Origin of the sequence: Ralstonia soli, from assembly GCF_023955655.1 — a bacterium.
GTDB lineage: Bacteria > Pseudomonadota > Gammaproteobacteria > Burkholderiales > Burkholderiaceae > Ralstonia > Ralstonia soli.
The window spans coordinates 152,103-165,302 of sequence record NZ_JAMXHT010000005.1 but is presented as its reverse complement, the minus strand read 5'-3'; the positions used below and the strand labels follow the sequence as shown (position 1 = coordinate 165,302).

The 13,200-nt window shown below is 66.5% G+C and carries 15 protein-coding genes; 8 read left to right on the top strand and 7 right to left on the bottom strand.

The features are described from left to right. Positions 1-16: 16 nt before the first annotated feature. Positions 17-487, top strand: coding sequence for a cyanophycin metabolism-associated DUF1854 family protein (locus NG900_RS13935; RefSeq protein ID WP_420804152.1), 471 nt, complete (start codon positions 17-19; stop codon positions 485-487). 17 nt (positions 488-504) lie between these two features. On the opposite strand, the gene NG900_RS13930 is transcribed toward NG900_RS13935, so the two are convergent. Next, positions 505-1,653: a serine hydrolase domain-containing protein gene (locus tag NG900_RS13930; RefSeq protein ID WP_252681292.1), complete on the bottom strand. Its 1,149-nt coding sequence runs from the start codon at positions 1,651-1,653 to the stop codon at positions 505-507. A 202-nt stretch (positions 1,654-1,855) separates the two neighbouring features. On the opposite strand from NG900_RS13930, the gene NG900_RS13925 reads away from it, so the two are divergent. Further along, the gene (locus NG900_RS13925) at positions 1,856-3,469 is read left to right on the top strand and encodes an OpgD/OpgG family glucan biosynthesis protein (RefSeq protein ID WP_252681289.1); all 1,614 of its coding nucleotides are present in this window, start codon (positions 1,856-1,858) and stop codon (positions 3,467-3,469) included. 36 nt (positions 3,470-3,505) lie between these two features. Here the strand turns inward: NG900_RS13925 and NG900_RS13920 are convergent, their stop codons facing one another. Both NG900_RS13920 and blaOXA read right to left on the bottom strand, forming a co-directional pair. Then, positions 3,506-3,949: a hypothetical protein gene (locus NG900_RS13920; RefSeq protein WP_252681286.1), complete on the bottom strand. Its 444-nt coding sequence runs from the start codon at positions 3,947-3,949 to the stop codon at positions 3,506-3,508. 210 nt (positions 3,950-4,159) lie between these two features. Then, positions 4,160-4,975, bottom strand: coding sequence for an OXA-60 family carbapenem-hydrolyzing class D beta-lactamase (blaOXA, locus tag NG900_RS13915; protein WP_252681283.1), 816 nt, complete (start codon positions 4,973-4,975; stop codon positions 4,160-4,162). 184 nt (positions 4,976-5,159) lie between these two features. Here blaOXA and NG900_RS13910 point away from each other — a divergent pair, with 184 nt between their 5' ends. Both NG900_RS13910 and NG900_RS13905 read left to right on the top strand, forming a co-directional pair. Further along, positions 5,160-6,767: a hypothetical protein gene (locus NG900_RS13910; RefSeq protein ID WP_252681281.1), complete on the top strand. Its 1,608-nt coding sequence runs from the start codon at positions 5,160-5,162 to the stop codon at positions 6,765-6,767. 94 nt (positions 6,768-6,861) lie between these two features. Then, on the top strand, positions 6,862-7,233 hold the full coding sequence (locus NG900_RS13905) for a YXWGXW repeat-containing protein (RefSeq protein ID WP_252681278.1): 372 nt from the start codon (positions 6,862-6,864) through the stop codon (positions 7,231-7,233). 54 nt (positions 7,234-7,287) lie between these two features. On the opposite strand, the gene NG900_RS13900 is transcribed toward NG900_RS13905, so the two are convergent. Genes NG900_RS13900 through NG900_RS13890 form a run of 3 tightly spaced genes read right to left on the bottom strand, consistent with a single transcriptional unit; the run spans position 7,288 to position 8,860 of the window. Then, positions 7,288-7,911, bottom strand: coding sequence for an FMN-dependent NADH-azoreductase (locus NG900_RS13900; protein WP_252681276.1), 624 nt, complete (start codon positions 7,909-7,911; stop codon positions 7,288-7,290). Then, entirely contained in the window at positions 7,908-8,369 is a 462-nt protein-coding gene (locus tag NG900_RS13895) for a GNAT family N-acetyltransferase (RefSeq protein ID WP_252681273.1), read from the bottom strand. The genes NG900_RS13900 and NG900_RS13895 overlap by 4 nt, the downstream gene beginning before the upstream one ends. Continuing rightward, positions 8,366-8,860: a carboxymuconolactone decarboxylase family protein gene (locus NG900_RS13890; RefSeq protein ID WP_252681270.1), complete on the bottom strand. Its 495-nt coding sequence runs from the start codon at positions 8,858-8,860 to the stop codon at positions 8,366-8,368. The genes NG900_RS13895 and NG900_RS13890 overlap by 4 nt, the downstream gene beginning before the upstream one ends. A 77-nt stretch (positions 8,861-8,937) precedes the next feature. Here NG900_RS13890 and NG900_RS13885 point away from each other — a divergent pair, with 77 nt between their 5' ends. From NG900_RS13885 to NG900_RS13875, 3 genes are all read left to right on the top strand, one after another. After that, the gene (locus tag NG900_RS13885; protein WP_252681267.1) at positions 8,938-9,450 is read left to right on the top strand and encodes a MarR family winged helix-turn-helix transcriptional regulator; all 513 of its coding nucleotides are present in this window, start codon (positions 8,938-8,940) and stop codon (positions 9,448-9,450) included. A 109-nt stretch (positions 9,451-9,559) separates the two neighbouring features. Further along, a complete protein-coding gene (locus tag NG900_RS13880; RefSeq protein ID WP_252681265.1) occupies positions 9,560-10,228 on the top strand; it encodes a PadR family transcriptional regulator in 669 nt (222 codons plus the stop codon). Between the two features lie 40 nt (positions 10,229-10,268). After that, a complete protein-coding gene (locus NG900_RS13875) occupies positions 10,269-11,096 on the top strand; it encodes a siderophore-interacting protein (RefSeq protein WP_252681262.1) in 828 nt (275 codons plus the stop codon). A gap of 52 nt (positions 11,097-11,148) precedes the next feature. Here the strand turns inward: NG900_RS13875 and NG900_RS13870 are convergent, their stop codons facing one another. Continuing rightward, positions 11,149-11,400 carry a hypothetical protein gene (locus tag NG900_RS13870; protein ID WP_252681260.1) on the bottom strand — a complete coding sequence of 84 codons (252 nt, stop codon included), beginning with the start codon at positions 11,398-11,400 and terminating at the stop codon, positions 11,149-11,151. 207 nt (positions 11,401-11,607) lie between these two features. Between NG900_RS13870 and NG900_RS13865 the strand changes: the two genes are divergently transcribed. Beyond that, positions 11,608-13,197, top strand: coding sequence for a methyl-accepting chemotaxis protein (locus NG900_RS13865; RefSeq protein WP_252681257.1), 1,590 nt, complete (start codon positions 11,608-11,610; stop codon positions 13,195-13,197). Positions 13,198-13,200: the final 3 nt, after the last annotated feature.

The window sequence follows — 13,200 nt, the reverse complement described above, 5'->3', positions numbered from 1 at the left end:
TTCTGGAAAGCCTGCGATGCAAACGCCCGATTTCACCCTGAGCCGCAACGGCTTCGGCAAGCTTGTGATGACCTTGGCCGACGGCACCGTGCACGAAGGCGTGGTGCCCGTGCGCGCGTTCCCTATCTCGGCCGCAAGCGAAGGCCTGAGCCTGATGAGCACCGATGGCCGCGAACTGGCCTGGATAACGCAGTTCGATGCGCTGCCCGCGCCCACGCGCGCGCTGATCGAGGACGAACTCTCGGCGCGCGAATTCATGCCCGAGATTCGCAAGATCGTCGGCGTGTCGACCTACGCCACGCCCAGCACGTGGACAGTGCAGACCGACCGCGGCCAGACCGACCTCGTGCTGCGCGGCGAAGAAGACATCCGCCGCCTGACCGGCACCACACTGCTGATCTCCGACAGCCACGGCATCCATTACCTGATCCGTGACCAGTTTGCGCTGGACAAGCACAGCCGCAAGATTCTCGACCGGTTCCTCTAAGCCGCGCGGCAACGCACCTATGGAGGCGGCGGCTGCACGGCCGCCATCACCTGCGCGAACAGGGTTTTGGTCTGCTTCCAGCTTGCGCGCTGGTTGTAGTCGCCCGCCGTGGTGACGATCACCATGTCGAGCCCCGGCACGATCCACAGGCGCTGGCCGCCATTGCCGATGCCGCCGATCCACGACTGCTCGGTATCGCCCGCCACCACCTTGCCGAGCCACCACTGATAGCCGTACTGCAAGCCGGGCTCGATACCGGTGTCGATGTGCGGGCGCGTTGATTCGGCAATCCACTCGGCCGGCACCAGTTGCCGGCCATTCCATTGACCATGTTGCAGCACAAGCTGGCCGATGCGCGCCAGGTCTCGCGGGCGCAGGCGCACGCCGGCAAACGCCAGCGGACGGCCACGGTAGTCTTCCACCCATTCCCACTCGGCAATGCCCAGCGGTTCGAAGAGCTGCTTGCGCGCGTAGTCCGGCAATGACATGCCGACCCGCCCGGCCAGGATCTGTGCGAGCACGGCGGTATTGCCGCCGTTGTAATTGAATTGGGTGCCCGCCTGCGCCGCCATGGGGCGATCGAACACGTAGTGCGCCTGGGAGCTGTGCCAGAACAGCCCGAACTCGTCGTTGTTGAACAGGCTCGTTGCGCGCCATTCGTTCCAGGCCAGCCCGCTGGACATCGACAGCATCTGCGACAGCGTGATCGCCTCGCGGCCATCGCGGTTCAGATTGGCCAACTCGGGAAACAGAGACAGGACAGGCGTATCGAGCGGCGGCGTCTTGCCCTGCCCCTGAGCGATGCCCCACAGGAGGCTCGTCACCGATTTGCTGATCGAGCGGATGTCATGCAGCGCATTGGCGTCGAACGTGCGCGTGGTGCGGAACAGGTCCTTCACGCGTTCGTCCTTGCCGGCGTGGTAGACCTCCGCCACCAGGCGACCGTGACGTGCGACGAGCAGGCTGTGGACGTTCGCTTCACCGTCGGCAAGACTGCGCAGGACGGTGCAGAGGCGCCCAGCATCCAGGCCGACGGCAGCGGGGTTCGCTTCGATCTGCCAGCCGTCGCTCAACTGTGCGGGCACATCGCAAGGTGACGCGGCGACCGCGGGCACCATGCCGGCCAGCACCAGAGCGATGCCCATGCTGCGGAGTCGTCGTGTCATCTCTGCCCCCCCGGGGTTCGGTTTTACCGCCAAGTATTGTCGACCGCACTTGCGTCTTCCAATCCGTTGCGACGAATGGCGGTTTTTGAGGCCCGGATGGCTACGGATCGGCCGTCCGGGGGAACCCCATGACCGCGTCGGAACCCATCACCGCGTTACCATGTCGGACTGTTCTGATTCTTAAGTCACATCACAGGCACCTATGGTCACACGTCGAACCCTGCTTGCCTCCGCTTCCGTCACCGCCACGCTGGCCGCGCTCGGCATCACGCCCGAAGCGCTGGCCGCCAGCCGCGTCAAACTCGGCGATGCCGAGCCGTTCTCTTTCGATGCGCTGATCGAGCGCGCCCGCACGATGGCCGGGAAGCCGTACACGCCGCCCGCCACCGCACCGGCCGACATCCTCGCCAAGATCGATTACGAGGCGCACGGCAAGATCAAGTTCGACACCGCGCACGCGCTGTTTGCCGACGGCCCCGGCCAGTTTCCGGTGACGTTCTTCCACCTGGGCACATTCTTCCGCGCGCCGGTGCGCATGCACGTGGTGGAAAAAGGCGCTGCGCGCGAGGTCGTCTACGACGAGTCGTACTTCGACATGCCCGCCGACAGCCCCGCGCGCAAGTTGCCGCGCGGCAGCGGCTTTGCCGGCTTCCGCTTCCAGGAAAGCCGCCTGGGCGACCAGAAAAAGCTCGACTGGAAGAAGAACGACTGGGTCGCCTTCCTGGGCGCGTCGTACTTCCGCGCCATCGGCGAGCTGTATCAGTACGGGCTGTCCGCACGCGGCATTGCGCTGGACGTGGCGCAGGCCGGCAAGCCGGAGGAATTCCCCAACTTCACGCACGTGTGGTTCGACACGCCGGCAGACAACCGCGCCGATTCGGTGACCATCTACACGCTGCTCGACGGCCCGAGCATCACGGGTGCGTACCGCTTCGTGATGCACCGCACGAAGGGCGTGGTGATGGACATCGACACGGCGATCTTCCTGCGTAAGGACGTGGAGCGCTTCGGCATCGCGCCGGCCACGTCGATGTACTGGTTCTCGGAAACCGCCAAAGGCACCGCCACCGACTGGCGCCCCGAGGTGCACGACTCCGACGGCCTAGCCCTGTGGACGGGCAATGGCGAGCGCATCTGGCGCCCGCTGAACGATCCGCCGCGCACGATGGCTTCGGCCTTTGGCGACAACAACCCGCGTGGGTTCGGCCTGCTGCAGCGTGATCGCGAATTCAACAACTACCAGGACGGCGTGCACTACGAGCGCCGACCGAGTCTGTGGGTCGAGCCGCTGGAGGGCTGGGGCGAAGGCGCGGTGCAGCTCATCGAGATTCCGACCGACGACGAGATCCACGACAACATCGTCGCCATGTGGGTGCCGAAGGCGCCGGCGCGTGCGGGCAGCCAGTACCGCCTGCGGTACCGCCTGCACTGGCTGGCTGACGAGCCATACCCGACGCCGCTGGCGCGCTGCGTGGCCACGCGCATGGGCAATGGTGGTCAGCCCGGCCAGCCGCGTCCGCATGGCGTGCGCAAATTCATGGTGGAGTTCAAGGGTGGCCCCCTCGAGAAGCTGCCCTTTGGTGTGAAACCAGAGGCGGTGCTGAGCACCTCGCGCGGCAAGTTCTCGTATGTGTTTACGGAAGCCGTGCCGAACGGCGTGCCGGGCCACTGGCGCGCACAGTTCGACCTGACCGTCGACGGCAAGGAACCGGTGGACATGCGCCTGTTCCTGCGCGTGGATGGCAAGCCGCTGTCAGAGACCTGGCTTTATCAATATCACCCGTTTCAATCGCCGGTAGGGCCAGTGGCGGCATAAGCGCGGGCGATAAAAAAGGCGGGGAAGAATCCCCGCCTATCGGTATGCGACCGTCACCACGGCCACTGTGGGTTCCGCAGAGGGCGGCCTCGATACCGTGAGCCTGCCGTTGCTGCCCGAGAGCTGATTTCCGCTGAATCCGTTGTAGCTCACCTGCGTACCGGCAACGCTACGCTCGTCGGTGACGCGATGCCACAGGCCAGACACCTTCTCACGCGCCGTCAGCCATATGCGTGCCGGAACGGGGTGCGCAGCGGGCGTGCTGAAATCCACCACCGTCTGACCGCGTAAGCTAGTCGCGCGTGCCTGCAAATTGCTCGGCGCCGGATCAACACGCGGGCCAGCCAGCACGCTGTAGCCGGAGGCAACGACCGCCCCGCTAAAGCGGATCACCCCGCCCGAGCCGCTCTCCGCCAGCGCACCCGTGGCCCCAATGGCCACCATCACGGCGACCGCTCCTTTCTTGACAAGCTTGCCCATCGCAATCCCCTTTGCCCGACCCTCGGGCGTTTCGCGGTATTCATCAGTCGTTTATGGACGACCGCACCTGACATTTTTTTAACGGCCATTTTGTAACGGCCTAACGCAACAATTGTTTGCAAAAAGAATGGTCTTACAACCTAGTTCTGATCGATAACCAAGGGTATTCCTGATTGAAACTAGGAATCCCAATATACGGCGCTGGAAGTCTTACGGAGTTGGCCACACCGCCAGTGCCTGCATCAGCGCCTTGCCGAGCGGAATGCGCTTGGCCATATCGCCCTCACGGGGCATGTCGATATTCAAGGCAAAGGCATAGACGCGGCCGGCGCGTTCCACCCAGCCGACCCACCAGCCAATCTGAGGCTGATACTCGGTCGCCACACCCGTCTTGGCGTACAGCGCGGCGGCGCCCTGCTGTTCGATCAGCAACATGCGATGGACGATGTCCCATGTGCGCGGCTTGACGGGCAATTGCCCGAGCGCCAGGCGGCTGGTGAAACGCGCCTCTTCGAAAGCGGAAATCTCCAGCGGGCCGCGCAGCCAGAACTGGTCGATCACGCTGCCGATCTGGCGGTTGCCATAGTCGAACGCATCCACGTAGGCCTGCATGCGTTCGGGGCCAACGCGGCGCGCGACTTCCTGATAGATCGGCACGGCCGACAGGCGAATTGCCTCGGGCAGCGCCATGTCGTGCTCCCACTGCTTGTATGGCTGGGGCTTGCCGCCATAGGGCAGCACCTCGTGGTCGTCGCGCACGGCGCCGGTGTCGAAGGCAATCAGGCTGTTCGGAATCTTGAAGGTCGATGCGGGGTGAATGCGCCGCGCGGCCCGTGCCGGGTCGACGACATAGGTGCGGTCGGCGCTGATGTCCATCAGCACAAACGTGCCGGACACACCGGCGTTGTCGAACACGCGCTTGAGGTCGTCGCGCACGACCAACTCGGCGTGAGCAGTTGGGGGGCTCATCGCAACGGTGCACGCCGTGAGGGCAAGCGCGAAGGTCTTCGACCAGCGAGAGAACATGGAGGGCTCCTTGAACGTAGTGGGGGATTGCCGGCGGGTTTCGACATGTGCCGGCGCTGCGCATCGTAGGGAGCGGGCAGTGCGCCAGCCAGCGCGCAAGGCCCGCACCACGTCACGCGCGTAACGCCTGTCACACAGGGCTTGGCGCACAATGGCGCCACGTTCGCTTCGCCTGGCCTTCTGCATGACGCCGCCTCTTTCGTCCGCCTCGCCCGCTCTCCATGTCGAGCTGACCACGCCGCAAACCGTCGATGGGCGGCGTGCGCCGTTCCAGAGCCTGTGGCTGCTGGTGCGGCTGGCGTATGCGCATCGTCTATCGCCGGAGCAGCCGCTGGTGCGCTTGGCCGACTTGCGTGGTGCGGTATCGGACGCCAGCACGCAGCGCATGATGATTAGCCGCGCCTTTCGCGACTGGCAGAACTGGGGCGTGCAGGCCGGTTGGGGCGAGCAACGCGATCGGGAACCGCGCTTTCTCAACGCCGACAAGCGCAGCCAGGGCCCGTTCTGGCTTACCCCTGAAGATGCCGCGCGCGTGGTCTGCCTGGTCGAAGGACGCATCGCCGACGATGCCGACGTGCGTGCCTTCCTCGGCGTCGCGGCACCCGAGAGCGCCACGGACACCATCCCAGACGCCAATGCGAGCGCGTTGTCCGGCCCAGTGCCGGGCACGCCCAACCCGGCGTTCTGGCACGCCTTCCTGGCCGCGCGCCACGCCATGCGCGAGGGCCGCCTGCTTCATGCGCTGGGCGCCAGCACCGGCGCGTCGGATACCGAACGCGGAGGCGCCCTGCTTGCGCTGCGCCATGCGGGTGACGCGGCAGACAACGATTTCCAGCGCGCCCTCGTCACCCTTGGCGAAGCGATGGCCGCGCGCCGCCTGGGCGACTCTACGCGCGCCAGCGCCCTGCTCTCGCAACTGCGTGCGCACCGCCGGCAGCGTCACGTGCTCGGCAACGATTACCTCGCGGCCATGGAGCGCATTGTCACCGCATGGTGCGCATACGACCGGCGTGACCTCGACCTCGCCGCTGGCCTGCTCGCCCGCTTGGCCGATGCCGAACCCGGCCGCAGCCTGCTGCGCCATCACCCGCAGATCCGCTTCGAGTGGAACAACCTGAGCGCGTTGATCGAACGCGCCCGGCTGCTCTACGCCGATGCTGCCGGCGTTGCCCCCGACATGCGTGCCCAGGCGGCGCAGCGCATCGTCGCGCAGTTCGAAACCGCCTTGGCCGCCGCGCTGGAAAGCCAGGCCGCCGATGCCGTGCAGCAGGTGGCCGCCAACCTCGGCATGACATGCTGGCTGCTGCGCGATGCGCTTGCCCACTCGGCCCAGGCCGACGGCACCGTCGACGCCGTACGCTGGCTCGCCATGAGCGAATGGCAGGCGCTGCGCAACGGCGGGCCGCTGCAATCGGCGTGGAATGCCATCGCGCTGATGCGCATTGCCCGCGCCGATACAAGCCGCTCTCCACTCACGCTGGCTGAAATGGGCTTGCACGCGGGCCCTTTTGCCGAGGCATTCGACGCGCGCTACTGGCCATCGCGCTGGGCCGACGTGGCCGCGCTCCGCCTGCGCGAACACGACAGCGGCCACCACCGCTATGGCCACGTCCAGGTCAGCGGGTTGCTGCTGGAGCTGGCATGGTTTGCCCATGCCGACGGCGACCACGCCACCGCGCGCACTGCCGTGGAGCGCCTCTCGCAAGCCATGCAAGACCTGGCGCCGCACGATCGCGCTTACTTCGTCCAGGCCCTGAAGCAACTCACGCACGCCGCGCAGGCCGCACCCTGATTGCGTCACTGAGCGGCGACGCAGTGCGCCAGGCCCAGAAAACGGTCAGCCCGATGCTACGATCCAGGCACGAACGCTTTCGAGGACTCCTCATATGAAGAAGAACGCATGGATTCTCGGCATTGGCCTGGCGGTTGCGGGCGCCTTGGGTTCAATCGCAATGCCTGCACAGGCGCAGGTTTCCGTCCACGTGCGGGTCGGCCCGCCGCCACCGCCGCGCCACGAGCATATTCCGCGGATGCGGCCGGGCTATGTCTGGGCGCCAGGCTACTGGCAGTGGCACGGAAACCGCTACGTCTGGAGGCCGGGCCATCAGATGCGCGGGCGCCCGGGCTATCACTGGCGACAGCCGCGTTGGGTGCACGGCCCGCGCGGGTGGGAGATGCGCCAGGGCGGCTGGGACCGCGGCGGCAATCGCATCCACCCCTGCCCGCGGGGTCAGACGCGCCACGGCGGATGCCGATAAAAACAGAACAGGCCGGTCATGTACCGGCCTGTGTCTTTTTGCGGATCGCCTGCGTCAGGCCACCAGCGGCATCAGCAACATCCGCGCGGCCAATTCCTGCCTAAACCCTTCGAAGGCCTGCGTGGCTGACTCGGTGCCACGCGCCGTGTTCTGCAGCCGGATGCCTTCCACCTGGCGGATGCCCACGGTGGCAAACACATAACGCAGATACGGCATCAGGAAATCGGTCTGCGCGTGGGCGCCATCAAAGTTGCCGCCCGAGGCCGATACCACCAGCACCGAACGATCCGCCAGCACGCCCACCTTGCCCTGGGCCGTGCGACGGAACGTGCGTTCGGGCCGCACCACCAGATCGATCCATGCCTTCAACGCCGATGGCACCGTGTAGTTGTGCACCGGTGTGGAGATCAGCACCGCGTCCGCCGCCTCCAACTCGCCGATCAGCGTTTCCGACAGCGCAAGCGCGGCGCGATGCGCTTCGGTGCGGTTGGTGTCGGGCGTCAGGCTGGCTTCGACGAAGCCGGCGTCGGGATGCGGCAGCGGTGTCGCGGCAAGATCGCGCTCGATAACGCGCAGGCCAGTGGCTTGCGCCAACTGTGCGAGCACCAGCTGCGCTCCGCGACGGCTATGCGAGCGGTCGTCGCGCGGGCTCACTGCCACGTGCAGCAGTGTCGTCATTGCATGCCTCCAAATTGCGTCTTGATACCGGTGTTGAAACCGAAGCGCAGCGCGCCCGCCAGCAACCCGTTGCGGTAGTAGAAACGGTGGCCGAGCACGTTGGACAACGGCGTGTCGAGCACCAGCCGCGCACAGCCCAGGCGCGCGGCCTCAGCCTTAAGGTGGTCCATCAGCACGTTACCGAGGCCGCTGCTGCGCAGGTTGCCGTCGGTCACGAGATCATCGACATACAGGAACGGGCCGTAGACCAGGTTCTCCTGCAACCGATATCCGGCCAGCGCAACGGGCGCGCCGTCCCGCCAGACAGCGATCAGGCGATAGCCGTCTTCCACCTGGCGGCGCCAGCGTGCGACCAGTTCGTCGGCGTCCGCCAGGTGCGGCCGCAGTTGATGCATGACGGGAAAGCACGCGCGTAACGCGACTTCGTCTTCGATGGGGCGGACGATGTCCATGGTCATGCCTCGGCGGGAGTGGCTGCAGGCACCTGCGGCGCAAAACGCATCGCCACGGCAATGCGGTTCCACGCCTGGATGTTGGCGATCGCGGCCGTGAGGAACGCGACCTCGGTCTTGGAGAAGTGCTGGCGCACGGCATCGTATTCATGGTCTTCCACGCCGTGGCCGACCGCGCGGGCCAGCGTTGTAAGCGCTTCCGTCCAGGCCAGCGCAGCCCGCTCCCGCGCGGTGAACACGGCCGGCGTGTCGCGCCAGACGGCCACCAGGTCGAGCTTGGCCGATGTCACGCCCAGCTTGCGTGCGAGGTTCAGGTGGAACTGCACGCAGAATGCGCAGCCGTTGATTTGCGACGCGCGCAGCTTGACCAGTTCGGTCAGCGATTTTTCCAGCCCGGAGGCGTCCACCGCTTTGCCGAGCGCCTGCAATGCCGGCGCCACGCCCAGGGCGGTGTCGACAAATTCGGGGTAATCCATGCGAGGCGAGAGATCTTCCATGTCTGGCTCCTGAGCGAGATCCGTGTTGGAGGCGTGATAATATCAGTGCTCGAACATCATATTCGAACTCTGACATCATGAGCAAGCGCACCCCCTCGGACAACGTGGGCAACGACACGCCCGTGCCTGCCATCCCCGCACTCGGCCAGGGCAAACGCGGCGAAGAGGGCTACCTCGGCTACCTCCTGCGCCAGGCCAGCGCCGCGCACCGCCTGCGCATGGAGCGCGCCATGGCCGACGTGGGCGTCACGCTGCCCCAGTTCCTGGTGCTGACGATGATCCGCGCCTACCCCGGCGTCTCCAACGCCGACCTCGCCCGCTTGGCGCTGCTCACACCGCAGACCGTGAGCGTGATCGTCGCCAACCTGGAGCGCAGCGGCGCCATTACGCGGCGGCCGCATGCAGTGCACGGCCGCATTCAGCACATCGACGTGACACCGGAAGGCCTGGCGCTGCTCGAAGCCTGCCGCAAGCGCTCCGGCGGCATCGAGCGCGAGCTGCTCTCAGGCTTCACCGCCGAAGAAGAGCAGATCGTGCGGCGCTGGCTGGTGCATGTGGCGATGCTCGGCGGCGAGAACGCGCAATCCTGAGCCATCCCTCGGTATTTTTTTCCGCAGTCGTCCTTGACTTCTGAAGCGTCGCCACTATCATCCGATGTATCTTACGATATATCTGATGATGTTCTGCAGGGGAATGACGATGCACGGATGGTTTGGGCGCCACAACAAGATGTGGATGGAAAAGCATTTCATGATGGGCCGCCACGGTCATGGCCGCGGGGGGTTTGGGCGTGGCATGGGCGGCTTTGGTGGCCCCGGCGGCTACGGTGAAGGCGACGACGAAGGCGGCAGCCCGTGGCGCGGTCGTCGGCTCAGCTCGGCCGATCTGCAGCTCGTGCTGCTGGCGCTGCTCAAGGACGCCCCCCGCCACGGCTATGAACTGATCAAGGCGGTGGAAGAGCATTCGCTGGGTTTCTACACGCCGAGCCCGGGCATGGTGTATCCGGCGCTGTCGTATCTGGAAGACCACGGCTTTGCGTCCGTGACCGCCGAAGGCAACAAGAAGCGCTACGGCATCACGCCCGAGGGTGAGGCATGGCTGGCGGAGCGCCAGCACAGCGCCGACGCCATCCTCGCGCAACTGCGTGCCATGGGCGAACGCGTGAAGCGCATGAACGAGGCCATGGCCTTCGACCGCGAAACCGACAACGCCGCCGAATGGACCGACACCGGCCATGACCCGCTGCGCACCGCACGCTGGCGCCTAAAGTTCGCCCTCATGGAAAAACGCTTTGCCTCGCGCGAAGAACAGCAGCGCGTGGCAGACATCCTGCTTCGTGCACTCAAGGAAATCGCCGGAGAGCGCTGACCCCGCCGGGTCAACACCCTTTCTGTTCCGCAGCCCATCTATGTTCGCCTTTCATCGCACACAAGGTCTCATGTCGCAGCTGCTCAGTTCCGCCAAACCCGCCACACGCCGCGTGCGTGTGCGCGCCATCCATACGCTGTCGCCGCGCATGCGCCGCGTGGTCTTTACCGGCGCAACCGGCACGGATCTCACCGACCTGGCCGACGCCCCGCCCGGCGCGGCCATCAAGCTGATGTTTCCGCACGATGCTGCGGGCCCCGGCCGCACGCTCGGCCGCGCCTACACCATCCGCCGCTACGACGCCGCTCGCGGTGAGCTCGATATCGACTTCGTCGTGCACGACGAAACGCCCGCTGCACAGCACGGCCCCGCCGCGCGCTGGCTGGAGCACGCCGCACCCGGCGACGAACTGGAATTTGCCGGCCCCAAACGCGGCTTCCGCGCCGACCCGGCCGCACCGTGGACGCTGCTCATCGGCGATGAAACCGCGCTGCCCGCCATCTTCGCGATTCTGGAGAGCCTGCCGGAGCACGCGCAGGTGTGCACCTATATCGCCATCGGCGACGCCCGTGCTCAATTGCCGCTGGAAGGCGCGCTCGCAGCACACCCCAGCAGCCGCACCATCACTATCCATTGGGTGGAAAGCGACACAGCCCATGCCGGCACGATGATGGTCGATGCGCTCAGCACGCAGCCCATGCCCGCCGGCACACCGCAGGTGTTCCTGGCCGGCGAGGCGTCGCTCCTCAAACACGTGCGCGCGCTGCTCGAAGGCGCATGGCAGATACCGCATGACGCCATCGACGCCAAGGGCTACTGGACGGCCGGCCTCACACGCGAAGAGCGCAAGGCGGCCGAGGCCCGCTGATACCCACTGCTGCCCCTGCGCACCCGCACGATGTCCCGCAGCCAGGGCGGAGTCAGCTGAGCGCTTTGGCGTTGGGTGCGGCGCCGCGCACCCAGTCGCGCAGCAGGCATTGTCCGTAAAGCAGCGCCGCGTCCATCGCCTCGCGCGGCGAGCCGAACGTGCAGCCCGGCCGCACCGCCTGCGAACCGGACAGCGACTGCCCCTCGGTGCTGCGGAATACCACTTCGATACGCGCTTCCCAGCCCCGCCCGCCAGCAGGAATCACTCGCGGGACGATCTCGACATCCCCACAGATCTTGTGCACCTCGTTCCTCCATCATCAGCGCCCGCCTCGCCGGCGCATGGCGAGGAATGTAGCAACGGCCATGCCCATTTCGGATGGTCGTGTAACTTGATCCAGATCAACTCGCAGCGCACGCGTCGTCTTCAGGTCACCGCAGGTCAGCCGATGCAAAGGGGGACATCCGACTCCCTCACGCCATTCCTCGCGCCCACGAAGCGCGGCACCACCATGCGCACGAACCTGCCGGTCACCCAAGCCGAAACCGCCCTCACCCCGACGGACTACCTCATCTCCCGCACCGATCTCAAAGGCCGCATCGTTTTCGCCAACCCCGCGTTCGTACGCGTGAGCGGCTATACGCGGGACGAACTGGTGGGCGCGCCACACAATCTCGTGCGCCACCCCGACATGCCCGAGGCCGCTTTCGCCGACCTGTGGACTACGCTGCAAGCCGGCAAGCCCTGGCGCGGCCTGGTCAAGAACCGCCGCAAGGACGGCGGCTTCTACTGGGTGCAGGCCAACGTGACGCCGGTGCTCCAGAACGGTAGCGTGGTCGGCTACACGTCGGTGCGCTCGATGGCCACGCCCGCTCAGATCGCACGCGCGCAACGCGCCTACGCCGCCATCAACGAGGGCGACACGTCCTACACCGTGCGCGCCGGGCGCATTCTGCGTACGGGCTGGCGGCGCGGCCTGAACCTGTTCCGGCATGACAGCCTGCGCTTCAGGGTGATCGGCCTGCAAACCCTGATTGCGTCGGCCATCCTGATCGGCACGTTATGGGCCCACTTCGCCCTCGAAGCGGCCGACCTGCATGGCACGCCATGGCTGGTGTTCAGCCGCGACTGGCTGTGGCTCACGGGCGTGGGCTGCGCTGGGCTGGCGACGATGTCCGGCGCGCTGCTGGCGCGCACGCTCATCCGCCCGCTGGAAGAAGCCGCCGCCCTGGCCACGCGGCTGGCTGCAGGCGATCTGACGGCTGCCGTGGAAGTCCGCTCCAGCGACGAGCTGGGCGAGGTGATGCGCGCCATGGGCACCATGCGCGCGAGCCTGTCGTCCATCGTGCACGACATCCAGGATGGCGCCGCCAACGTGGCGCAGAGCACGCTGCAGATTTCCGCCGGCAACCATGACCTCTCGGCCCGCACCGAGCAGCAGGCCGCCGCGCTGGAAGAAACCGCATCGAGCATGGAAGAGCTCACGTCGATGGTCGCGCAGAATGCCGACCACGCCCGCGAAGCCAGCGCCCTTGCCGAAGAGGCCTCCACCATCGCGGCCGACGGCGGCCAGGTCGTGCAGCGCGTGGTGCAGACCATGGGTGCCATCCGCGCCGACAGCCAGCGCGTGACCGAGATCATCGCCACCATCGAGAGCATCGCGTTTCAGACCAACATCCTGGCGCTGAACGCCGCGGTGGAAGCGGCCCGCGCCGGTGAAGAAGGCCGCGGCTTTGCGGTCGTCGCCGGCGAGGTACGCAGCCTCGCGCAACGCAGCGCGCAGGCCGCCGCGCAAAGCAAGGAGATCATCCGCGCGTCCGACCAGTCCGTACGCGATGGCGTGGACCTCGTCAACAAGGCCGGCGCCACCATGACGCAGATCGTGCAATCGGTGCAGACCGTCACGCAGCTCATGTCGGAAATCTCGGCCAGCTCGCGTGAGCAGAGCAGCGGCATCGCGCAGATCAACGCGTCCGTCTCACAGCTCGATGGGGTCACGCAGCAGAACGCCGCGCTGGTGGAAGAAGCGGCGGCCGCCGCCTCGGTGCTGGCCCGCCAATCGGAAGACCTGAAGCACGCGGTGGCGGTGTTCCGCTCTTGACAG

Bases quoted from the DNA above. Each gene is read 5' to 3' on its own strand.
- NG900_RS13935 (WP_420804152.1), top strand. From the start codon at position 17: ATGCAAACGCCCGATTTCACCCTGAGCCGCAACGGCTTCGGCAAGCTT.
- NG900_RS13930 (WP_252681292.1), bottom strand. From the start codon at position 1,653: ATGACACGACGACTCCGCAGCATGGGCATCGCTCTGGTGCTGGCCGGC.
- NG900_RS13925 (WP_252681289.1), top strand. From the start codon at position 1,856: ATGGTCACACGTCGAACCCTGCTTGCCTCCGCTTCCGTCACCGCCACG.
- NG900_RS13920 (WP_252681286.1), bottom strand. From the start codon at position 3,949: ATGGGCAAGCTTGTCAAGAAAGGAGCGGTCGCCGTGATGGTGGCCATT.
- blaOXA (WP_252681283.1), bottom strand. From the start codon at position 4,975: ATGTTCTCTCGCTGGTCGAAGACCTTCGCGCTTGCCCTCACGGCGTGC.
- NG900_RS13910 (WP_252681281.1), top strand. From the start codon at position 5,160: ATGACGCCGCCTCTTTCGTCCGCCTCGCCCGCTCTCCATGTCGAGCTG.
- NG900_RS13905 (WP_252681278.1), top strand. From the start codon at position 6,862: ATGAAGAAGAACGCATGGATTCTCGGCATTGGCCTGGCGGTTGCGGGC.
- NG900_RS13900 (WP_252681276.1), bottom strand. From the start codon at position 7,911: ATGACGACACTGCTGCACGTGGCAGTGAGCCCGCGCGACGACCGCTCG.
- NG900_RS13895 (WP_252681273.1), bottom strand. From the start codon at position 8,369: ATGACCATGGACATCGTCCGCCCCATCGAAGACGAAGTCGCGTTACGC.
- NG900_RS13890 (WP_252681270.1), bottom strand. From the start codon at position 8,860: ATGGAAGATCTCTCGCCTCGCATGGATTACCCCGAATTTGTCGACACC.
- NG900_RS13885 (WP_252681267.1), top strand. From the start codon at position 8,938: ATGAGCAAGCGCACCCCCTCGGACAACGTGGGCAACGACACGCCCGTG.
- NG900_RS13880 (WP_252681265.1), top strand. From the start codon at position 9,560: ATGCACGGATGGTTTGGGCGCCACAACAAGATGTGGATGGAAAAGCAT.
- NG900_RS13875 (WP_252681262.1), top strand. From the start codon at position 10,269: ATGTTCGCCTTTCATCGCACACAAGGTCTCATGTCGCAGCTGCTCAGT.
- NG900_RS13865 (WP_252681257.1), top strand. From the start codon at position 11,608: ATGCGCACGAACCTGCCGGTCACCCAAGCCGAAACCGCCCTCACCCCG.